The organism is Azospirillum canadense (genome assembly GCF_025961225.1).
GTDB classification, from domain to species: domain Bacteria; phylum Pseudomonadota; class Alphaproteobacteria; order Azospirillales; family Azospirillaceae; genus Azospirillum; species Azospirillum canadense.
Genome location: NZ_JAOQNG010000010.1, coordinates 1,139,226 through 1,159,667, shown reverse-complemented (window position 1 = coordinate 1,159,667; position 20,442 = coordinate 1,139,226). Strand labels below are relative to the sequence as shown.

Genomic DNA, 20,442 nt, shown 5'->3' with positions numbered 1-20,442 from the left:
TTCCGTGTGACCGCACACCGGCACCCGACACACCCGCAGCCCGGGTGAACCGCCGACCGTAGCGCACACGGTGATGGCCGCCCCGGCGTTGCCATTCACTCACGCAACACCTTCCCGCCTTGCAGGCCGGGCTCCCGTTCGGGGGCCGGAACGACGGCGTGCATCGGCGACGCAAGGAAGGGATTCAGGGAGACTTTGATGAAACGCCGTGCATTCCTGACCACCGCCGGTGTCGGTGTGGCCGCCAGCACCCTCGCCGCGCCGGCCATCGCGCAGAGCAACCCCGAGATCAAGTGGCGTTGCGCCTCCAGCTTCCCGAAGAGCCTGGACACCATCTATGGTGGTGCCGAGTTCGTGGCCAAGCGCGTCGCCGAAATGACGGAAGGTAAGTTCCAGATCCGGACCTTCGCCGCCGGCGAGCTGGTCCCCGGCCTGCAGGTGCTGGACGCCGTCAAGGACGGCACCGTGGAGTGCGGCCACACCGTCTCCTACTACTATGTCGGCAAGGACCCGACCTTCGCCTTTGATTCAGCCATGCCCTTTGGCCTGAACGCCCGCCAGCAGAACGCCTGGATGACCTACGGCGGCGGCATGGACCTGATGCGGGAGTTCTACAAGGGCTACAACATCATCCAGTTCGGCGCCGGCAACACCGGCACGCAGATGGGCGGCTGGTTCCGCAAGGAACTGAAGACCATCGACGACCTGAAGGGCCTGAAGTTCCGCATCGGCGGCTACGCCGGCACCATCCTCACCAAGCTGGGCGTCGTGCCGCAGCAGATCGCCGGCGGCGACATCTACCCGGCGCTGGAAAAGGGCACCATCGACGCCGCGGAGTTCGTCGGCCCCTACGACGACGAGAAGCTGGGCTTCAACAAGGTCGCCAAGTACTACTACTATCCCGGCTGGTGGGAAGGTGGCCCGCAGGTGTCGATGCTGGTCAGCCTGCCGCAGTGGGAACAGCTGCCCAAGCACTACAAGGCGATCTACGAGGCGGCCTGCTCCGACGCCACGCTGGACATGCTGGGCAAGTACGACGTCCAGAACATGCGCGCCCTGAAGCGGCTGGTCGGCGCCGGCACCATCCTGAAGCCCTTCCCGCGCGAGATGATGCAGGCCTGCTATCAGGCGAGCTTCGAGGTCTACGAGGAAGAGTCGGCCCGGAACGAGAAGTTCAAGAAGGTCTACGAGCAGTGGCGCAAGTTCCGCGACGAGGAATACCTGTGGTTCCGCGTCGCCGAGAACACCTTCGACAACTTCGTCTTCAGCGCCCCGCCGCCCAAGACGAAGGGATAAGGAAAGCCTGAAAAGAAAAAGCCCCGCGGAAGCGGGGTTTTTTTTGTTGCGGTGCCTGTTTGCCCCTCTCCCGCCGGGGGCGGGAGAGGGGGAGGTTGCGGGGCGTTACTTGCCTTGCAACTGCTTCATGATGTCCGCGTTCGGATCGTCGGCCGGCTGGTCCGGCGTGCCGAAGGGCGGGGGCGGTTCGTTGGTGTCGAACTGCGGGATCTCGATCTTCACCTTGTCGAGGTCGATCTTTTCGCCGCGGTCCAGGCCGGAGAAGACCAGGTCGGGGAAGGCGATGACCAGCGCCACCATGATCAGCTGGATGATCACGAAGGGCACGGCGCCCCAGTAGATCTGGCCGGTGGTGATCTTCGCGATGATCCTGCCGGTGATCTTGTCCTTGTAGTCCTCGCGCGGCGCGACGCTGCGCAGGAAGAACAGGGCGAAGCCGAAGGGCGGGTGCATGAAGGAGGTCTGCATGTTCACGCCGAGCAGCACGCCGAACCAGATCAGGTCGATGCCCAGCTTCTCCGCGACCGGCCCGAGCAGCGGCACGATGATGAAGGCCAGCTCGAAGAAGTCGAGGAAGAAGGCCAGCACGAAGACCATCAGGTTGACGACGATCAGGAAGCCCAGCTCGCCGCCCGGCAGGTTGGTCAGCAGATGCTCCACCCACAGGTCGCCGTTGACCGCGCGGAACACCAGGCCGAACACCGTCGAGCCGATCAGGATGAAGATCACGAAGGACGACAGCTTGGCCGTCGTGTCCATCGCCTGCCGGAGCAGCCCCAGCCCGAGCTTGCGCTTGGCCAGCGCCAGCAGGATGGCCCCCGCCGCGCCCATGGCGCCGCCCTCCGTCGGCGTCGCGATGCCGAGGAAGATGGTGCCCAGCACCAGGAAGATCAGCACCAGCGGCGGCACCAGCGAGGTCAGCACGCGCAGCAGCAGCTTGAAGCCGCGCAAGGAGCGCGCCTCCGGCGGCAGGGCCGGGGCGAACTCCGGCCGCACGATGGTCATGATCAGGATGTAGCCGGCGTACAGGCCGGTCAGCACCAGCCCCGGGACCAGGGCGCCGGCGTACATGTCGCCGACCGAGCGGCCGAGCTGGTCGGCCAGCACGATCAGCACCAGCGACGGCGGGATGATCTGGGCCAGCGTGCCCGATGCCGCGATGACGCCCGACGCCAGGCGGCGGTCGTAGCCGTAGCGCAGCATGATCGGCAGCGAGATCAGGCCCATGGAGATGACCGAGGCGGCGACCACGCCGGTGGTGGCGGCGAGCAGGGCGCCGACGAAGATCACCGCGTAGGCCAGACCGCCGCGCAAGGGGCCGAACAGCTGCCCGATGGTGTCGAGCAGGTCCTCGGCCATGCCGGATCGTTCGAGGATCAGGCCCATGAAGGTGAAGAAGGGGATGGCCAGCAGCGTGTCGTTGCGCATGATGCCGAACACGCGTTCCGGCAGGGCCTGGAACAGGGCCGGGGTCAGCAGCCCCAGTTCCACGCCGATCAGGCCGAACATGAGACCGTTGGCGGCCAGCGCGAAGGCGACCGGGAAGCCCAGCAGAAGGAAGAACACCAGCGCCGCGAACATAAACGGCGCCATATTGGCAGCGAGCATTTCAGCCATGGTTCGGGTCCCGGTCCTTTAGTGGCTGTGCATCTTCTCGCCCGGCTGGTCGATGACCCCGGCGAGGAAGGCGATGCGCTTGATCAGCTCCGACAGGCCCTGCGCGCTGAGCAGGAAGAAGCCGACGGGAACCAGGAGCTTGGCCGGCCAGCGGATCAGGCCGCCGGCGTCGCTCGACATCTCGCCGGTGCGGAAGCTGTCCATGAACATGGGCCAGGACAGCCACATGATCAGGATGGCCATGGGGAACAGGAAGACGACGATGCCGAACACGTCGACCGCCGCCTGGGCCCGCCTGGAGAAGCGGCCGAGGATGATGTCGATGCGGATGTGTTCGTTGCGCAGGAACGTGTAGCCCGAGCACAACATGAAGATGGCGGCGAACAGGTACCACTGCAGCTCCAGCCAGGCGTTGGAGCTGTAGTTGATGCTGTAGCGAACCACCGCGTTGACCGAGCTGACCACAACCGCGGCCAACACCAGCCAGTAGACGAGCTTGCCGATGCCGTTGTTGACAGCATCGATGAGCCCGCTGATTCGGAGCAGGAACCTCAACGGAGAGCCTCCCTGTGCAAGAAGCGGGGCGTGCCCCGCTCTGTCCCTTTTTGTTGTCCGTTGACCGAAGCCGCAGGCGGCGCGCCGGCGGCGATGGCCCGTTCTTTAAAGGTTACCCCAAAGGGTAATTGATGGCGGCAATATTCCGCAGCACGCCATCGATTTGCAAGAGCGTGAAAGCTTCTTACGGGATTGCCGCAATAAGTGCGAGCAAAAGGCCGGTCCCGGCAGCATTCAACGGGCGGCCTTCAGCGCTCAGCGTTCCGCGCCTTCGGGCAGCCGGTACCAACCATCGCGGCCAAGAGCCTCCAGCGGACGAAACTTTGCCTTGTAGGCCATTTTGCGGCTCTGCTCGATCCAGTAGCCCAGGTAGACGTAGGGCAGCCCCTCCGCCTGCGCGCGTTCGATCAGGCTCAGGATCATGCAGGTGCCCAGGCTGCGCCGGTCCTGCCGCGCGTCGTAGAAGCTGTAGACGGCCGAGAAGCCGTCGGTGAGCCGGTCCGTCAGCATGCAGCCGACCAGCCGGCCGTGCGCGTCGCGGGCCTCGAACAGGCTGGTGTCGGCCCGCCCCTCGTCGATCATCGCGGCGAAGTCGGCCATGGCCATGCGGGCCATGTCGGACTCGCCGTGGCGGGAGTTCTGGTAGGTGGCGAACAGCCGGTACTGCTCCCCTGTGGCGACGGCTGGCGCCTCGTGGAGGTGAAGATCTTGGTTGATCCGGGCCACGCGCTTCTGCGAGCGGCTCGCCTCGAAGGTCGCCACGGGAATGCGCACCGGCACGCAGGCCTGGCAGTTCGGGCAGACGGGGCGGTAGACGATGTCGTGGCTGCGGCGGAAGCCCGCGCGGGACAGGGTGGAATTGACCTCCGCCGAATAGGGACCCAACAGCCGGGTGAACAGCTTGCGCTCCACCCGCCCCGGCAAATAGGGGCAGGGCATCGGCCCGGACCGGAAGAACTGCTGGAGCGGGCGGTGCTGCGGCTGGATGACCGACATGGATTCCGGCTGTTGGGGGCTGAACTTGTGGGCGTTGGGCCTATTGGCTTTGAACTTGGGCGGTCGCGACGGGTTCCCGGCCGAAGAAGGCGAGCCCGATCTCATTGGTGACGCCGTTCAGCTGGCCCTGCACCCAGTCCAGATATTCGTGCAGGCCGCCGCGGATCACCTCCTCGATCGGGCGCGCCAACAGCGCACCCAGCAGCTCGTCCACCTTCTCCATTGCCTCGCTGCCACCGCGCAAGGTGTAGCGCGATTTCAAGCGGGTCAAGAGGCCGTCGATCTGTCGCACACACATCACAACCGATCGCGGGAAACCCTCGTTGTACATCATGAAGCCGGCGACCGTGGTGGGCGTCATCCCCCGCGGGTAGACACGCCGGAAGGCGTGGTAGCCGGCAGCCGACCGCAGCACGGTGGTCCACTGGCTCATGTCCAGGGTCGAGCCGACCTCGACCGGGGAGGGCAGCAGGGTGTGGTACTTGATGTCGAGCAGCCGAGTCGTCTGGTCGGCCCGCTCGATGTACTTGCCCAGCTGGTAGAAATACCAGCCCTGGTCCCGATAGAAGGTGCCCTCGGTGATGCCGGTGTGGGTCTGGCATTCCTCCTTGATCCAGGTGCAGACCTTGGACAGGTTGGGAATGGGCACGTCCTTGCCGCTCATCTCCACGAGCTTGTTGTGGAACACGTTGATCTGCGTCCACATCTCGGTCGAGATCCAGGGGCGCAGCACGCGCGCGTTCTCACGCGCCATGCGCAGCATCGACACCAGCGAGTTCGCGTGCTGGCTGTCGAACATGTAGTAGCGCACCACGGCTTCGGCGGTCGGCCGGTCGTGGCGGCTGAAGAAGTCCTTCTCGTCGGCGTTCAGTTGGACAATGGAGAACCAGTTCGTCATGCCGCGCGTGTCACGGGCGAAGGTTTCGTGCACGTCCAGGATGCGGGCGAGATTCTCCGCCCGCTCCATGTAGCGGGCCATCCAGAAGATGCATTCGGCGTAACGGGCCAGAAGATTCACGACGCGCCCCCTTCCTGAACCCCATCCTGGAGAATCCCATCCTGGAGAACCCAGGTGTCCTTGGACCCGCCGCCCTGCGACGAGTTCACAATCAGCGTGCCCTTCTTCAGGGCCACGCGGGTCAGGCCGCCGGGCAGGACCCAGGTGTTCTTGCCGGTGATGGCGAAGGGGCGGAGGTCGACGTGGCGGGGATCAATCCCGTCCTCCGTCACGGTGGGGCAGACCGACAGGTCGACGACCGGCTGGCTGATGTAGTTCGCCGGGTCGGCCAGCAGCTTCGCCCGGCAGTCCGCCAACTCCTCCTTGCTGGCGCGCGGGCCGATGGTGATGCCGTAACCGCCGGCCTCGCCGACCGGCTTGACCACCAGCTTGTCCAGGTTGTCCAGCGTGTACTGGAGCGAGTCCGCCTCGCGGCAGATGCGGGTGTCGACGTTGGGGATGATCGCGTCCTGGTCCAGGTAGTATTTGATCATCCGCGGCACGTAGCAGTAGATCGCCTTGTCGTCGGCGACGCCGGTGCCGATGGCGTTGGCGAGCGCCACATTGCCCTTGCGGTAGGCCTCCAGGATGCCCGGCACGCCCAGCATGCTGTCGGGGTTGAAGGCCTTGGGGTCGAGGAAGGCGTCGTCGATGCGGCGGTAGATCGAGTCCACCCGCGCCAGACCATTGGTCGTCTTCATGTAGACGCGGTCGTTCTCGACCACGAGGTCGCGGCCCTCGACCAGCGGCACGCCCATCTCGCGCGCCAAGAAGATGTGCTCGAAATAGGCCGAGTTGTAGGAGCCCGGCGACAGCAGCACGACCTGGGGATCGCCCACGTCCTGCGGCGCGATCTCCATCATCGCGTCCAGCAGCTTGTGGCCGTAGTTGTCCACCGGGCGGATGCCGATGTCCTGCATCAGGTCGGGGAAGACGCGCTGCATCATGTGGCGGTTTTCCACCACGTAGGACACGCCGGACGGCACGCGCCCGTTGTCCTCCAGCACGCGGAAGGTGCCCTCGCGGTCGCGCACCAGATCCACGCCCATGATGTGGATGTAGGTGTCGAAGGGCACGTCCAGCCCGACCATCTGCGGCCGGAAGCAGTTGTTGCCCAGCACCAGATCCGCCGGGATCACCCCGTCCTTCAGGATCTTCTGGTCGTGGTAGATGTCGTGCAGGAACAGGTTCAGCGCGGCGACGCGCTGGTTGATCCCCGCCTCCAGGTGCGCCCATTCCTTGGCCGAAATGACCCGGGGAATGATGTCGAACGGCAGGATGCGGTCCACCGCGTCCTTGTTCGAATACACCAGGAAGGTGATGCCGAGGTTGTACAGTTCCCGTTCGGCGTCCTGGGAGCGCCGCAGCAGCTCCCCGAAATTCAGCCCGGCCAGCCGCTGCCGTATCAGCGCCGCGTGCTCGGCCGGCCGGTCACGGCCGCCGAACAGCTCGTCGTAGTACAGGCCCGGATCGTAGGATGAGAGTAGGTCGGTCGCTTTGCCCTCGGGTACGCTCACAGACTCCCCCGCAGCTTCTGCTCTCAATTGACCGATGCCGAATGGCAATGGTGTCCGAGAGGAAGTATGGACCAACGTTTCGCGTTTTGAACAGGGGCAAACGTTCCGGGCGTTGTGCGACGCAATGACAGAACAAGAAGTGGTATAGCGGAAAGAAAGAAGCTAACGCTTAGGTGCCGGCGCGGGTGCGGCTTTGGTATCGGCCGGTGCGGCGGACGCCCCGCCGGTCGCGGGCGGCGTGCCGCCGGCTTGGGTTTCGCGCATCAGGACCATGCTGATGCGGCGGTTTCGCGGGCTGCCTGGCTGGTCGGGGACCAGCAGGTCGCGGTCGGCGCGGCCGGTCACCTCCTGGATGCGGTCCTCCGCGATGCCGCCCTGGACGAGCGCGCGTCGCGTCGCGTTGGCACGCTCCGCCGAGAGGTCCCAATTGTCGCGCCCTGAGCCGGAGGGGAAGGGCGTGCCATCGGTGTGGCCGCTGATCGACAGCTTGTTGGGCAGCTTGGCCAGCGCCTTGGCCACCTGCATGACCAGTTGCCGGGTCTGCGGGTACATCTGCCCGGAGCCGCCGGGGAACATCGACACGCGATCCTGGTCGACGATCTGGATGCGCAGGCCTTCCGGCGTCTGGTCGATCATCATGTTCTGGGCCAGCGGCTCCAGCTCCGGCACGGACTGGATGGCTTGGCGGATCTCCGTGGCGGCCTGCTGGAACTGCCGAGCCTCCTTCTGGGCCTCCACCAGCTTCTCCCCGCCCTCCTTCACGCGGTCGGCGAAGTCGGACAGCTTCTCCCCCGGCTTTTGGCCGGGGATGCCCACCTGCTTGGCCTGCTCCTCCAGCCGCTTCTGGTAGTCTGTCCGCGACTCGCTGGGCTTCTGCTCCGTCGGGGAGGACGACTGGCTGGAGGAAGCCTCCGTCGGGTCGGCGGACTCGTCGCCGTCCTGGGTCGCGTAGCCGGGCGGGCCGGAGACGGGCACGTCGGCCGACATCGGCGAGGAGGGCGACATCTGCGCGCCCGGCGCGGTGATGGTGCGGCCGCCCAGCATGCCGCCGGAGCCCGACTGCTCCCGGCTGACCGCGGCGGGCGAGAAATAGTCGGCGATGCCCTTGCGCTGGTCCGAGGTGGTGACGTTCAGAAGCCACAACAGCAGGAAGAAGGCCATCATCGCCGTCACGAAGTCGGCGTAGGCCACCTTCCACGCGCCGCCGTGATGGCCGCCGTGCCCGCCCTTCTTCTTCTTGATGATGATCGGCTGTTCGGTGCCGCCGGGGTTCGCGGACATGGCGGGCGGGTCGGACCTTGTGGATTCGTCGAGCGTCCGAAGGTTGGTCCCTCATCCTTAAGATCCATTTAATGGAGCAGGACGTAGACCGGGCAGCCCGGGGCTTTTGCCGCGGCAGTTCCGGCTTGCGCCAGCGGGCCGGCTGGGTTAAGCCCCGGCAACCGCCCTTTCGTCGAGCCGAACAAAGGCCGCCATGACTTTCGAACCTCGGGCTTTCCGCAACGCCCTCGGATGCTTTGCCACCGGCATCGCCGTCGTCACCACCATCGCCCCGGATGGGGAGAAGATCGGCGTGACCGTGAACTCCTTCTCGTCGGTGTCGCTGGATCCGCCGCTGGTGCAGTTCTGCCTGGGCCGCGCGGCCATGTCGTTCGAGGCCTTCACGACGGCCCCGTCCTTCGCCGTGAACATCCTGGCGGAGGATCAGGCGGAGCTGTCGGCGCGATTCTCCCGTCGCGACCTGCAGGAACGCTGGGAAGGGCTGGGCGTGGAGCGCTGGGACACCGGCGTGCCGATCCTCACGGGCTGCCTCGCCAACCTGGAATGCGACCGGGAGCACCTCTACGAGGGCGGCGACCACGTCATCATCGTCGGCCGTGTCCGCCGCCTGGCCGGATCGGAGGAGGGGCGCCCGCTGCTGTACTTCCGCGGCGGATACCAGAAGCTCGCGTAAGGGCGGCTTTAAAGCGAATTTTTATTCGCTTTAAATTCATATGGCCTCATTCGCCGGCTCTCAGCGGATGCCTTTGGCATCCGCTGAGAGCCGGCGAGAACTTCGTTCCCGCGAGAGGCCAAAGCTTCGGCCGCATGTGCGGCCGGGACCGCGGTCGCGGTCCGAAGCGGATCGCAATCCGCTTTACGAAATCTCCGTCATCAGCTCCGTCGGGAAGCCGGAGTCCTGCATCCGGGCGATCAGCTGCTGGACGTGGCTGCGGTCGCGCGTCTCAAGGACGACGTCGATCTCCGCCATGCGCACGGGCACATTGTGGAACAGGCGCTGGTGGTGCACCTCCACGATGTTCGCGCCGGCCTCGCCCAGCAGGCGGGCGACACGGGCGAGCGCGCCGGGGGCGTCGGTGATGCCGATGCGCAGGCGCACCATGCGCCCTTCGTCGACGAGCCCGCGCATCAGCACCTGGGCCAGGATGCGGGCGTCGATGTTGCCGCCGGACACGACGACTCCGACCTTCTTCCCGGAAAAGCGCGCCGGGTCGTCCAGCACGGCGGCGAGCGCCGCGGCACCGGCTCCCTCAGCGACCAGCTTCTGGAGCGTGGCGAGGCGGTAGACGGCCTCCTCCAGGCGCGGCTCCCCCACCATGACCACGTCGTCCACGCAGCGGCGGACCAGCGGCAGGGTGACGGAGCCCGGCGCCTTGACCGCGATGCCCTCCGCGATGGTGGCGCCGCCGCAGGCGATGGCCTGCCCGGCGAGTGCCTGGCGCATCGCCGGGTACATGGCGCACTGCACGCCGATCACCTGGATGCCCGGCTTCACGGCCTTGGCCGCCACCGCCATGCCGCCGATCAGCCCGCCGCCGCCGATGGGGACGACAAGGACGTCGAGGTCGGGTGCGGCCTCCAGCAACTCCAGCGCCGCGGTGCCCTGGCCGGCGGCGATCAGCGGATCGTCGTAGGGGTGCACGAAGGTCAGCCCCTCCTTCGCCGCGAGATCGTGGGCGTAGGCCGCCGCGTCGCTGAGCGTGTCGCCGTGCAGCTCCACGCGGGCGCCGAGCGCCTCCGTCCGTTCCACCTTGGTGAAGGGGGTGAAGCTGGGCATGACGATGGTGGAGCGGACGCCGAGCCGGCTGGCGTGGCAGGCCACGGCCTGGGCGTGGTTGCCGGCCGACATGGCGATCACCCCGGCCTGCCGCTCCGCCTCGCCCAGTGACAGCAGCTTGTTCAGCGCCCCGCGTTCCTTGAAGGAGCCCGTGTAGTGCTGGTTCTCCAGCTTCAGGACGATGGTGCAGCCGGCCAGCTCCGACAGGCGCGGCGCCGCCTCCGTCGGGGTGATGGGAAGCAGGCCGCGGAGGCGGTCGGCGGCGGCGCGTACGTCGTCTATGGTTATGGGGGCGATGGAGATCGGGAGCGGGGTCGTGTCGGACGTGCTCATGACGATTTTCCGGGGTCGCGGGGGATGAGGGTGAGGAGCCGGGCGCCCTCGGCGGCGAGCGCGCCGCGGTCGCCGGACAGCCGCAGCGTACCGCCGTCGCGCCAGCTGCGCACCAGGTCGCCCCAATGGGGCGAGAAGGGGTTGCCCGACTGGCCGGTGGCGATCATGAAGCGGGAGTTGCCGAGGTCGGACAGGTCGTAGACCGCCCGCAGCCCGGCCCCGTGCACGTGGGCGAAGGGATTTTGCGGGTCGCGCACGCGGGTCGTGCCGCGGTTGACGGTGAAGGCGCCGCCGTCCGTCTCGATCGTCAGGTCGAACATCTGGTTCAGCAAAGGGATGCGGCCGAGCAGGCGATGGGTCAGGTCGGCCTTGTGCTCGTCACCCCAGCGCCAGGAGGCGAGGTTCGGCCCGCGCCGCCGCTCGATCTGGGCGAGCGCCGACTTCAGCGCCCCGGCCAGCGCCACGGCGCAGGTTTCCTTGGCGGGCGTTGTGATGTCGTCGCACCACTGCGGCGCCTCCGCCAGGACATGCTGGATGGCACGCGGGCGCAGGTCCCAGTAGGGCAGGAACAGGGTGCCCAGCTTGTCGGCGAACAGGGTCCGCACCAGCTCCCGCAGCCACCAGTCGAAGATCAGCGGTTCCGGCCGGTCGCGGACCATGCGGCCGTCCCAGCCCTTCAGCAGGTCCAGCGCCTCGGCCATTTGCTTGCCGTCCGGCGGAACCGTCAGCATCAGGGGGAGAAGGTCGCGCGCCGGCAGGGACACCGTGTCCATTTGCTGCGAGACGACGTCCTCGACCGAGAATTGCTCCTTCTCCAGCATTTGCCCGATCCGCTGGGCGCGCGCCGGGTCGGGCCAGTCGCTGCCGAGCAGATAGGGGTAATTGGGGCCGACCACAGCGTTGTTGGCGTTGACGAATTGCCCCGCGGGCGGGTCGATGGCCTGGGGCAGCGCGTCGAAGGGGATGTAGCCGACCCAGTCGTATTCGCCGGTCCAGCCCGGCACCGGCACCCGCCCGTCGCCCGCCCGCCGCACCGGCACCAGCGCGGGGGACAGGAAGCCGACCGTTCCGGCGGTGTCGGCGTAGACCACGTTCTGCTGCGGGGCGACGTGCAGGAACAGCGCCTCGCGCACCGCCTCGGCGTCGGCGGCGTGGTTCAGCCGGTAGAGCGCCTCCGGCGAGGTGTCGCGCGCGGTCAGGCCGGGGAAGGCCAGGGCCAGAACGTGCCCCTCCGGCGCCACGCCGGCCACAAGGTCGGGCGAGGTGAGCACGGGGCCGTGGCGCGTCTCCCGCACCGTCAGCGTCTCGTCCGGCTGTCCGGCAACCTTGATCGTCTCGGTCCGGGTGTCGAAGGGCTTCGGTCCGTCCGGGGTGATGTAGCGGGTGGGGTCCTGCGGGTCGATCTTCTCGATGAACAGGTCCTCGGTGTCGCTGTGGGTGGTGGTGAAGCCCCAGGCGACGGTGCGGTTGTGCCCCAGGATGGTCAGCGGCACGCCGGGGATGGTGGCGCCGGCGACGCTGTGGTTCGGCGTGTCGATGCGCGCGAGGTACCAGAGGATCGGCGCCTCCAGCCCCAGGTGGGGGTCGTTGGCGAGGATCGGCTTGCCGGTGGTCGTGCGCTTGCCGGTCAGCGCCCATTCGTTGGAGGCGGTGTCGAAGCCGAGGTTGGGCAGGGCGGCCAGGGCGCGCGTCAGGTCCATCCCGCGCAGCTCCGCCGCCAGGGTGACCGGCGCGCCGGGCGGGTTGGTGGGGAAGAGATCCTGCACCTGCTCCGGCGACAGGCTTTGCAGCGCGCGGGCGCGGAACAGTTCGTCGTACATGTTGCCGGACAGCTGCAAGGCCATCAGCTTGCCCCACACGATGCTGTCGGCGGGGCGCCAGAGCTCCGGCGTGTGGCGGAGCAGCTGGAACTCGATGGGCAGCGCCTCCGTGTGCGTCTCCATCCAGGCGTTCACCCCGGCCGCGTAGGAGTCGAAGGCTCCGCGCACGTCCGGCGGCATGTCCTCGTACACCGCCTCCGCCCGACGATAGACGCCGAGCGTGCGCATGGAGCGGTCGAGCCGCAGCGCCCAGTCGCCGAAGCGGGTCCCGACCAGCTCCGACAGGCGGCCGGCCCCGCCGCGGCGCATGGTCTCCATCTGCCACAGCCGGTCCTGGGCGTGGACGTAGCCCAGCGCGAAATAGGCGTCGCGTTCGGTGGCGGCGAAGATGTGCGGGATGGCGTGGCGGTCGCGCAGGATCTCCACCGGCCGGTCCAGGCCGGGCACGGAGGCGCTGCCGCTGTAGGCCGGCGTCTGCTCCCGCATCCACAGTAGGAAGCCGCCCGCGCCGACGGCGGGAACCAGAACGACGAGGGCCAGCACGGCGAGCACGACGACGAGGACTCGGCGGATCATGCGGGCTCCGGTTCCCGGGGGGGCTGGGTGTTGGTTGTGGGAGTGGTTGCGCTGGGCTCCCACCCTAACCCTCCCCCACCTTCGGCGGGGGAGGGGACTGCCGCCGCTCCGCGGACAAGCCCCTCCCCCCGCGAAGTGGGGGGAGGTTAGGCTGGGGGCCCAGCGCGACCACGCCTCCGCTAACACATGGTGTGCGAAGGGTCCGGTGCCTACGCAGCCGACGACAGCGCGTCGCGCAGGACGGCGGCGGACACCGGCTTGTGCAGGACGCGGTAGCCGCTCTGCTGCACCTCGGCGATGCGGGCGGGGTCGGTGTCGCCGGTCAGCACCACGGCGGGCACGCGGATGCCGCAGACGCCGAAGATGTCGCGGATGGCCTGGAGGCCGGTCCGCCCCTCGCGCAGGCGGTAGTCGGCGACGATCATGCTGGGCGTCTGGCCGAGGCTGGTCAGCGTGCCGATGGCTTCGTCCGCCGACATGGCGGCGACCACCTCGTAGCCCCAGCCCTCCAGCATGGTGCGCATGCTGAGCAGGATGATGGCGTCGTCGTCGACCAGCACCACAAGGCCCTTGCTGTTCGCCGGCTTCCCGTTGGGCCGGCAGGTCTTGGGCACCGGGCGCGACGCCACCGAGGGCACGGCGATGCAGAAGGCGCTGCCGCGTCCGGGCTCCGACCGCAGGGACAGCGGGTGGTCGAGCAAGCCGGCCAAGCGCCGCACGATGGCGAGGCCCAGCCCCAGGCCCTTGCGCCGGTCGCGCTCCGGGTTGGCGAGTTGGGTGAATTCCTCGAAGATGGCCTTCTGCTGGTCCGCGGGGATGCCGATGCCGCTGTCCACCACCTCGATCCGCAGGGCAGCACCCACCCTGCGGCAGCCGATGACGATCCGGCCGCGTTCGGTGTAGCGGACCGCGTTTTCGATGACGTTGCGCAGGATGCGTTCCAGCAGCGCAGGATCGCTGACCGTCCAGCCGCTGGTCGGCAGGTAGCGCAGGTCGATCCCGGCCTCGGCGGCGCGCGGGCGGTATTCGTTGGCCAGCCGTTCCAGCAGGGCGCCGAGCGCAAACTGGGTCACTGCGGGGTTGACCACCCCGGCGTCGAGGCGCGACACGTCCAGGAGGCTGTCGAGCAGGAGGCGCAGGCCGGTCAGGGACTCGCTCATGCTCGCCAGCAGGGGCGAGGCGGGGTGCCCGTGCAGCCGGTCGGACAGAGCGTGGGCGAAGAAGAACAGCGACTGCAGCGGCTGGCGCAGGTCGTGGCTCGCCGCGGCCAGGAACTTGGTCTTGGCGAGGTCGGCGCGCTCCGCGTCCTCCTTGGCGCGCCGCAGCGCGTCCTCGGCGGCCTTGCGGGCGGTGATGTCGCGCATGATGCCGGTGAAGAAGCGCTTGCGCCCGGCCTGCCATTCGGCGATCGACAGTTCCAGGGGGAAGATGGAGCCGTCCTTGCGCCGCCCTTCGACCTCCCGCCCGACGCCGATGACCCGCTTCTGCCCCGTCTCGCGGTAGCGCGCGAGGTAGCCGTCGTGGGCATCGCGGTGCTCGTCCGGCATCAGCAGGCGGACGTTGGCGCCGACCGCCTCCTCCGCCGTGTAGCCGAAGGTCGTCACCGCGGCCCGGTTGAAGGACAGGATGGTGCCCGCCTCGTCGATCACCACGATGGGGTCGACCGCCGTGTCGACGATGGAGCGGCAGCGGGCCTCCTGTTCGGCCGCGCGCTCCGCCTCGCGGCGGCGATCCAGAAGCGCCGAGGCGAGCGCCAGCGAGAGGATCAACAGCGTGGCCGCCCCCGTGCCCACGGCCAGCAGCGGGTCGGACAGCACCGTCCCGCCGGTGGCCGCGAGGGATTCGTGCGGCATGGTAACGTGGGGCTCGGCGGCGTGAGGCTCGGCGAAGCTGGCGGCGGCCATGCCGGTGTAGTGCATGCTGACCACCGCGAAGCCCAGGACCAGCGCGCCGGCTAACCGCTGCCCAAGGCTGGCGGTGCGGAAGGCAAGCCAGAGCGCCGCCGTCGAGGCGGCCAGCGCGAGGAGGACGGACAGCGCCACCAGCGCCGGATCGTAGGTCATGCGCGCCGGCATGCGCATGCCGGCCATCCCGACATAATGCATCGACACGATGCCGAGTCCGGTCAGCGTACCGGCCATCGCCAGGGCGAAGCGGCGCTGCGGGGCGCGGGCGACCGCAAACAGGCCGGTCCCCGACACACCGACGGCCAGCAGGAAGGACAGGGCCGTCAGGGTCAGGTCGTAGGCCACCGGGGCCGGCGCGCGGAAGGCCAGCATGCCGATGAAGTGCATCGACCAGACGCCGGCCCCCAGGGCGACCGCGGCGGCGGCGAGCCACGCGTTGCGCCCGCGCCGGGCTTCCCGCGCGTGAGACGCCAGGTCGAGCGCCACATACCCGCCAAAGGCAGCGACGACGACGGATAGGGCGACGAGAAACAGATCGTAATGGCCAGGCACGATGGGGGAGCACCACCAGGACGGGGAACGACGGCGCGCAAGACTCCGGGGACGCCCGAACGCCGGACTGTTACATAGGAGAAATTCGGAACCGGCCCAATCCGACGAATGGACCGCGGCGGCGGCCGAAGGGTATATTGACTACACTGAATGGAGGAGTGATGCCCCGAACGCCCGGACAATGGGTAAGGCAAGGATTGCTGCGCCCGCTGCTAACCGTGGCGGCCGTGCTGTATTTCCTGATCGACGCCTTGGTCTTCGCGGCGCTGCGCCCCGTCGCCGCCTGGATCGGGCGCTTGCGGATCTTCGCGCGGGTCGCAGCCTGGATCGGGCGCCTCGGCCCCTATCCGACGCTGGCGCTGTTCGTCGTTCCCTTGGTCATTCTGGAGCCGCTGAAGCCCCTGGGGCTCTACCTGATGGGCACCGGGCATGCGCTGGAAGGCGGAGCGATCATCGCGGCGGCGGAGATCATCAAGATCACGCTGGTGGAGCGGCTGTTCCGCATCAGCCGGGACAAGCTGCTGACCATACCGGCCTTTGCTTGGTGCTATGTCCGCGTGGTGCGCTGGCTCGACTGGCTGAACGCGCTGCCGCCCTGGGTGGCGGTGAAGCGCCTTGCCGCGCGGGTGAAGGAGGCGGCGCGCGGCATGCTGCGGAACCTGCGCGGGTGGGCCCTGCGCCTGGCGAATAGGGGGTAGTTGGGTCAAAAGCTTGCCGATTCGGATGACGGCCCGCATATAGCTGCCGGTTCGAACCGACGCTTAGGGGTGGCCGTGCGCGCATTATCGTTGGCCTTGGCTGGGGCGCTGGCCGGTCTCGTCGCCGTCGCGGCCCCCTCTGTCGGGGAGGCCGCGACGAAGGCCAAGTCGGGCGCGGCGCGGGGTGGCCCCGCCCAGCGGGCGGCCTTCTCCGCCGAATGCGAGGCCGCGGAGAAGGGCGACGCCGCGGCCGCCTATCGGGTGGCGCGCCACTTCCTGTTCGGCGTGGGCGTGCGGCGCGACCAGCGCGTCGGCACGGCCTGGCTGCGCGCCGCCGCGTCGCGCGGGCATCCGGACGCGCGCCGGCTGGTGGCCTATGTGCCGGGCCGCATGGGGCATGTCCGCCCTTGGTGCCGGCCGGGCGCCGCGCCGCTGCGCGAGATCGGGCCGCCGCCGGCGGAGATCGTCGCCCTAGTGCGGGAGCAGGCGCCGAAATACGGGCTCGACCCCGCGCTGGTGCTGGCGGTGATCCAGGTGGAGAGCGCCTACCGATCCGACGCCGTGTCGCCGAAGGAGGCGGCCGGGCTGATGCAGCTGATCCCCGACACGGCGGAGCGGTTCGGCGTCGCCGACGTGTTCAGCCCCGCCGAAAACATCAAGGGGGGCATCAAGTACCTGCGCTGGCTCTTGGCCTATTTCCAGGGGGACGTTACGCTGGCGCTGGCCGGCTACAACGCGGGGGAACGGGCCGTGGACCGCTACAAGGGCGTTCCGCCCTACGACGAGACGCGGAACTACGTGCGCGCCATCCGCCGCCTGTACGACGCGCCGCGGCATCCGTTTGACGCGGGTGTGGCGGAGCCGTCGCCGCTGGTGACCCGGCAGGCGGCCGAACTGGTACGGCCGAACAAGGGCTGAAGGCCCACCTGAAGAAGACCCACCTGAAGAAGACGAAAAAGGGAGACGCCCACCGTGCCGATGTCCGAACGCAGCTTTCTCGGCCTCAGCGCGGCCGGTTTCCACAAGGTGGCCTACACCCAGTGGGGCCGTGACGACGCGCCGCGCACGGCGGTCTGCGTGCACGGGCTGACCCGCAACGGGCGCGACTTCGACGCGCTGGCGCTGGATCTCGCCGACGGCTGGCGGGTGGCCTGCCCGGACGTGGTCGGGCGCGGCAAGAGCGGCTGGCTCGGCAACCCGGCGCTTTACGGTTATCCGCAATACTGCGCAGACATGGCGGCGCTGGTCGCGCGGCTGGGCGTGGAGACGGTGGATTGGGTCGGCACCTCCATGGGCGGGCTGATCGGCCTGATGCTGGCGGCCCAGCCGAACAGCCCGATCCGCCGCCTGGTCATCAACGACGTCGGGCCCTTCATCTCCAAGGTCGGGCTGCAGCGGATCGCCGATTACGTCGGCAAGGACCCGGTCTTCGAGGACATCGCCGCGGTCGAGTCCTACCTGCGCTTCGTCCTGATGGGCTTCGGCCGCCTGCCCGACGAGGCGTGGCGTCACATGGCGGAGCACAGCGCGCGGCCGCGGCCGGACGGGCGCTGGGGCCTCGCCTACGATCCCGGCATCGCGGAGGCGTTCAAGGCGCAGCCGATGCAGGACGTCGACCTCTGGGCCTTCTGGGACCGCATCCAGTGCCCGGTGCTGGTGCTGCGCGGGGCGACGTCGGACATCCTGCTGCGCGAGACGGCGGAGGAGATGACCCGGCGCGGCCCCAAGGCGCGCGTCGTGGAATTCGCCAACACCGGCCACGCCCCGGCCCTGATGACCGAGGACCAGATCGCGGCGGTGCGCGGCTTCCTGCTGGAGGGGTGACGGCGGGACCTGGCGGCCTTATAAGGTCGGCATGACCGACGCTGCCCCAACTGACAACTCCGCCGCTCCCTTCGACCCGCAGGCCCTGCCGCCGTTGCGCGAGGTGATCGCCCGCTTCGGGCTCGACGCCCGCAAGGCGTTGGGGCAGAACTTCCTGCTCGACCTCAACCTGACGGGGCGCATCGCGCGCTCCGCCGGGGACATGGCCGGCGTGACGGCGGTGGAGATCGGCCCCGGTCCCGGCGGGCTGACGCGCGCGCTGCTCGCCACCAAGGCGCGGCAGGTGATCGCCATCGAGCGCGACCACCGCTTCATCGAGGCGTTGCAGGACGTGGTGCAGGCGGCCAACGGGCGGCTGGCCATCGTGGAAGGCGACGCGCTGGAGGTCGACCCGATCGCCATCGCCCCCGCGCCGCGGGCCATCGTGGCGAACCTGCCCTACAACGTGGCGACGCCGCTGCTGATCGGTTGGCTGGCGCGGATCGAGGAGTTCGTCAGCCTGACGCTGATGTTCCAGAAGGAGGTCGCCGACCGGCTGGTCGCCAAGCCGGGCAGCAAGGCCTACGGGCGCCTTTCGGTCATCACGCAATGGCGGTCGGACGCCCGGGTGCTGTTCAACCTGCCGGCCAAGGCCTTCACGCCGCCGCCGAAGGTCGCCTCCACCGTCGTCCACCTCACCCCGCGCGCCAACCCGGAGCCGGCGGAGTGGAGGGCGCTGGAGCAGGTGACCGCCGCCGCCTTCGGCCAGCGCCGCAAGATGCTGCGCCAGAGCCTGAAGAGCCTGGGCGACGCCGAGGCCCTGCTGGCCGCGGCCGGCATCGAGCCGACCGCGCGCGCGGAGGAGGTGAGCGTCGCGAAGTTCGCCGCGCTGGCGCGGGCGTACCGGGGGCAGTAACCAGCCCCTCAAGCGGATTTTCATCCGCTTTCGATTCATATGGCCTCATTTGCCGGCTCTCAGCGGATGCCCGTGGCATCCACCTGCCGCCAGCGGGAACTCCGTTCCCGCGAGAGGCCGGGCTTCGGCCGCCAATGTCTGAACAAAAGGCTGGCGGCCGGGACCGCCGTCGCGGTCCAAAGCGGATTGCAATCCGCTTTACAGCGCCGCCTGGATGCTCTGCACGAAGGCCGGCAGGCCGACCTGGCGGGTGCGGCGCAGGCGTTCGGCGCGCAGGATGGCCTGCACGGCGGTCACGCTCTCGTCCACGTCGTTGTTGACGATGACGTAGTCGTACTCCGCCCAGTGGCTGATCTCGTCGGACGCCTTGGCCATGCGCTGGGCGATCACCTCGGCCGAGTCCTGAGCGCGGGTGTGCAGACGGCGTTCCAGCTCTGCGCCCGACGGCGGCAGGACGAAGACGCTGACGAGGTCGGCGCGGGCGTTCGCGGCAAGCTGCTGCGTGCCCTGCCAGTCGATGTCGAACAGGACGTCGCGGCCGGCGCCCAATGCCTGCTCCACCGTGCTGCGCGGCGTGCCGTAGCAGTTGCCGAAGACGCGGGCATGCTCCAGCAGGTCGCCTTCGGCGGCCATGCGGTCGAATTCCGGCATGTCGACGAAGTAGTAGTCGACGCCCGGCTTCTCGCCGGGGCGCATCGGCCGGGTGGTGACCGACACCGACATGGTGATGTTCGGGTCAATGTCCAGAAGGCGTCGGGAGATGGTGGTCTTGCCCGCCCCGGACGGGGAGGACAGGACGAGCATCAGGCCGCGCCTGGAAATGGGCTTGGCGATCATGGGTGCAGTGCCGTGTCTGACTTATTCGATGTTCTGGACCTGCTCGCGCAGCTGTTCGATGGAGGCCTTCAGCGACAGGCCGATGCGCGTCAGTTCCACGTCGGACGACTTGGAGCAGAGCGTGTTGGCCTCGCGGTTGAACTCCTGGCACAGGAAGTCGAAGCGGCGGCCGATGGCGCCGCCCTCCTTCAGTATGTCGCGGGCGGCCTGGATGTGGGCGCGCAGGCGGTCCAACTCCTCCCGCACGTCGGCCTTGGCGATAAGGATGGCGGCCTCCTGGGCCAGCCGTTCCTCCGGCAGAGCAGGGGACGCGTCGAGCAGGGCGGCGACCTGGGCGCGCAGGCGGTCGCGCAAAGCCTCCGGCTGGGTGCTGGCGCAGGCTGATGCGGCGGCGACCAACCGCTCGATCTCGTCCAGGTGGCCGTTCAGGACGGTGACGAGTCGCGCCCCCTCCGACAGGCGGGCGGCGGCGAGCTGGTCGATCAGGCGGCCGAGGTCGGCCTTCAGCGCCGCCTCCACGCGCTCCCGCGCCTCGCCCTCGTCCTCCTCGACCGGTTCGATGATGCCGCGCACGGACAGCAGCGAATCGAGTCGCGGCGGGGCGGCCCCGGCGCCCTCGATCTCGCGCGCCAGTTCCAGCACCTGCGCCAGCAGCTCGCGGTTGATGCGAAGCTGCGCCACGGCCTGGCTGCGGTTCACGGTCAGGTTCACGTTGACGCTGCCGCGGGCCAGCCTTTTCGGGATTTCCGCGCGGGCGGCGGCCTCCAGCGTGTCGAAGCCCGTGGGCTGGCGGCAGCGGATGTCGAGGTTGCGCCCGTTGACGCTCTTCGCCTCGAAGGTCCAGGAATAGCCGTCGGCGTGTCCGTCCACGCGTGCGAAGCCGGTCATGCTGGATACAGCGGGGCGTTGGGCGGACAAAACAGCCTCGACTACAATTTGTGGGATCTCGGGGCTGAAGTTATAG

General features: G+C 68.7%; 17 protein-coding genes. 6 read left to right on the top strand and 11 right to left on the bottom strand.

Annotation, left to right across the window (positions count from 1 at the left end):
* Window positions 1–198: 198 nt before the first annotated feature.
* On the top strand, window positions 199–1,296 hold the full coding sequence (locus M2351_RS41205) for a TRAP transporter substrate-binding protein (RefSeq protein WP_264661740.1): 1,098 nt from the start codon (window positions 199–201) through the stop codon (window positions 1,294–1,296).
* A 105-nt stretch (window positions 1,297–1,401) separates the two neighbouring features.
* Here the strand turns inward: M2351_RS41205 and M2351_RS41200 are convergent, their stop codons facing one another.
* From M2351_RS41200 to M2351_RS41175, 6 genes are all read right to left on the bottom strand, one after another.
* Window positions 1,402–2,913 (bottom strand): TRAP transporter large permease, encoded by a 1,512-nt coding sequence (locus M2351_RS41200; protein WP_264661739.1) that lies wholly within the window; start codon window positions 2,911–2,913, stop codon window positions 1,402–1,404.
* Between the two features lie 18 nt (window positions 2,914–2,931).
* Entirely contained in the window at window positions 2,932–3,468 is a 537-nt protein-coding gene (locus M2351_RS41195) for a TRAP transporter small permease subunit (RefSeq protein WP_264661738.1), read from the bottom strand.
* A gap of 255 nt (window positions 3,469–3,723) precedes the next feature.
* Window positions 3,724–4,464: an arginyltransferase gene (locus M2351_RS41190; protein WP_264661737.1), complete on the bottom strand. Its 741-nt coding sequence runs from the start codon at window positions 4,462–4,464 to the stop codon at window positions 3,724–3,726.
* Between the two features lie 40 nt (window positions 4,465–4,504).
* On the bottom strand, window positions 4,505–5,482 hold the full coding sequence (locus tag M2351_RS41185; protein ID WP_264661736.1) for an alpha-E domain-containing protein: 978 nt from the start codon (window positions 5,480–5,482) through the stop codon (window positions 4,505–4,507).
* Window positions 5,479–6,978, bottom strand: a complete 1,500-nt coding sequence (locus tag M2351_RS41180) for a circularly permuted type 2 ATP-grasp protein (protein WP_264661735.1) — start codon at window positions 6,976–6,978, stop codon at window positions 5,479–5,481. The genes M2351_RS41185 and M2351_RS41180 overlap by 4 nt, the downstream gene beginning before the upstream one ends.
* 162 nt (window positions 6,979–7,140) lie before the next feature.
* Window positions 7,141–8,259: a flagellar motor protein MotB gene (locus M2351_RS41175; protein ID WP_264661734.1), complete on the bottom strand. Its 1,119-nt coding sequence runs from the start codon at window positions 8,257–8,259 to the stop codon at window positions 7,141–7,143.
* Window positions 8,260–8,452: 193 nt separating this feature from the next.
* Between M2351_RS41175 and M2351_RS41170 the strand changes: the two genes are divergently transcribed.
* Window positions 8,453–8,932 carry a flavin reductase family protein gene (locus M2351_RS41170; RefSeq protein ID WP_264661733.1) on the top strand — a complete coding sequence of 160 codons (480 nt, stop codon included), beginning with the start codon at window positions 8,453–8,455 and terminating at the stop codon, window positions 8,930–8,932.
* A gap of 183 nt (window positions 8,933–9,115) precedes the next feature.
* Here the strand turns inward: M2351_RS41170 and M2351_RS41165 are convergent, their stop codons facing one another.
* The 3 genes from M2351_RS41165 to M2351_RS41155 all read right to left on the bottom strand — a co-directional run bounded on the left by M2351_RS41165 (window position 9,116) and on the right by M2351_RS41155 (window position 15,224).
* The gene (locus M2351_RS41165) at window positions 9,116–10,369 is read right to left on the bottom strand and encodes a threonine ammonia-lyase (protein ID WP_264661732.1); all 1,254 of its coding nucleotides are present in this window, start codon (window positions 10,367–10,369) and stop codon (window positions 9,116–9,118) included.
* A complete protein-coding gene (locus M2351_RS41160; RefSeq protein ID WP_264661731.1) occupies window positions 10,366–12,765 on the bottom strand; it encodes a penicillin acylase family protein in 2,400 nt (799 codons plus the stop codon). The genes M2351_RS41165 and M2351_RS41160 overlap by 4 nt, the downstream gene beginning before the upstream one ends.
* 209 nt (window positions 12,766–12,974) lie before the next feature.
* The gene (locus tag M2351_RS41155; protein WP_264661730.1) at window positions 12,975–15,224 is read right to left on the bottom strand and encodes a hybrid sensor histidine kinase/response regulator; all 2,250 of its coding nucleotides are present in this window, start codon (window positions 15,222–15,224) and stop codon (window positions 12,975–12,977) included.
* Window positions 15,225–15,385: 161 nt separating this feature from the next.
* On the opposite strand from M2351_RS41155, the gene M2351_RS41150 reads away from it, so the two are divergent.
* The 4 genes from M2351_RS41150 (at window position 15,386) to rsmA (ending at window position 18,641) form a co-directional block, all read left to right on the top strand.
* Window positions 15,386–15,922, top strand: coding sequence for a hypothetical protein (locus M2351_RS41150; protein ID WP_264661729.1), 537 nt, complete (start codon window positions 15,386–15,388; stop codon window positions 15,920–15,922).
* Between the two features lie 75 nt (window positions 15,923–15,997).
* Window positions 15,998–16,840: a lytic transglycosylase domain-containing protein gene (locus tag M2351_RS41145; RefSeq protein WP_264661728.1), complete on the top strand. Its 843-nt coding sequence runs from the start codon at window positions 15,998–16,000 to the stop codon at window positions 16,838–16,840.
* Between the two features lie 54 nt (window positions 16,841–16,894).
* Window positions 16,895–17,746, top strand: a complete 852-nt coding sequence (locus tag M2351_RS41140) for an alpha/beta fold hydrolase (protein ID WP_454464607.1) — start codon at window positions 16,895–16,897, stop codon at window positions 17,744–17,746.
* Window positions 17,747–17,777: 31 nt separating this feature from the next.
* Window positions 17,778–18,641 carry a 16S rRNA (adenine(1518)-N(6)/adenine(1519)-N(6))-dimethyltransferase RsmA gene (gene rsmA, locus M2351_RS41135; RefSeq protein WP_264661727.1) on the top strand — a complete coding sequence of 288 codons (864 nt, stop codon included), beginning with the start codon at window positions 17,778–17,780 and terminating at the stop codon, window positions 18,639–18,641.
* 198 nt (window positions 18,642–18,839) lie between these two features.
* Here rsmA and gmk read toward each other — a convergent pair whose 3' ends face one another.
* A complete protein-coding gene (gmk, locus tag M2351_RS41130) occupies window positions 18,840–19,478 on the bottom strand; it encodes a guanylate kinase (protein ID WP_264661726.1) in 639 nt (212 codons plus the stop codon).
* A 21-nt stretch (window positions 19,479–19,499) separates the two neighbouring features.
* Window positions 19,500–20,366 (bottom strand): YicC/YloC family endoribonuclease, encoded by an 867-nt coding sequence (locus M2351_RS41125; protein WP_264661725.1) that lies wholly within the window; start codon window positions 20,364–20,366, stop codon window positions 19,500–19,502.
* Between the last annotated feature and the right edge of the window lie 76 nt (window positions 20,367–20,442).

Bases quoted from the DNA above. Each gene is read 5' to 3' on its own strand.
- M2351_RS41205 (WP_264661740.1), top strand. From the start codon at position 199: ATGAAACGCCGTGCATTCCTGACCACCGCCGGTGTCGGTGTGGCCGCC.
- M2351_RS41200 (WP_264661739.1), bottom strand. From the start codon at position 2,913: ATGGCTGAAATGCTCGCTGCCAATATGGCGCCGTTTATGTTCGCGGCG.
- M2351_RS41190 (WP_264661737.1), bottom strand. From the start codon at position 4,464: ATGTCGGTCATCCAGCCGCAGCACCGCCCGCTCCAGCAGTTCTTCCGG.
- M2351_RS41175 (WP_264661734.1), bottom strand. From the start codon at position 8,259: ATGTCCGCGAACCCCGGCGGCACCGAACAGCCGATCATCATCAAGAAG.
- M2351_RS41170 (WP_264661733.1), top strand. From the start codon at position 8,453: ATGACTTTCGAACCTCGGGCTTTCCGCAACGCCCTCGGATGCTTTGCC.
- M2351_RS41165 (WP_264661732.1), bottom strand. From the start codon at position 10,369: ATGAGCACGTCCGACACGACCCCGCTCCCGATCTCCATCGCCCCCATA.
- M2351_RS41160 (WP_264661731.1), bottom strand. From the start codon at position 12,765: ATGATCCGCCGAGTCCTCGTCGTCGTGCTCGCCGTGCTGGCCCTCGTC.
- M2351_RS41150 (WP_264661729.1), top strand. From the start codon at position 15,386: ATGCCCCGAACGCCCGGACAATGGGTAAGGCAAGGATTGCTGCGCCCG.
- rsmA (WP_264661727.1), top strand. From the start codon at position 17,778: ATGACCGACGCTGCCCCAACTGACAACTCCGCCGCTCCCTTCGACCCG.
- gmk (WP_264661726.1), bottom strand. From the start codon at position 19,478: ATGATCGCCAAGCCCATTTCCAGGCGCGGCCTGATGCTCGTCCTGTCC.
- M2351_RS41125 (WP_264661725.1), bottom strand. From the start codon at position 20,366: ATGACCGGCTTCGCACGCGTGGACGGACACGCCGACGGCTATTCCTGG.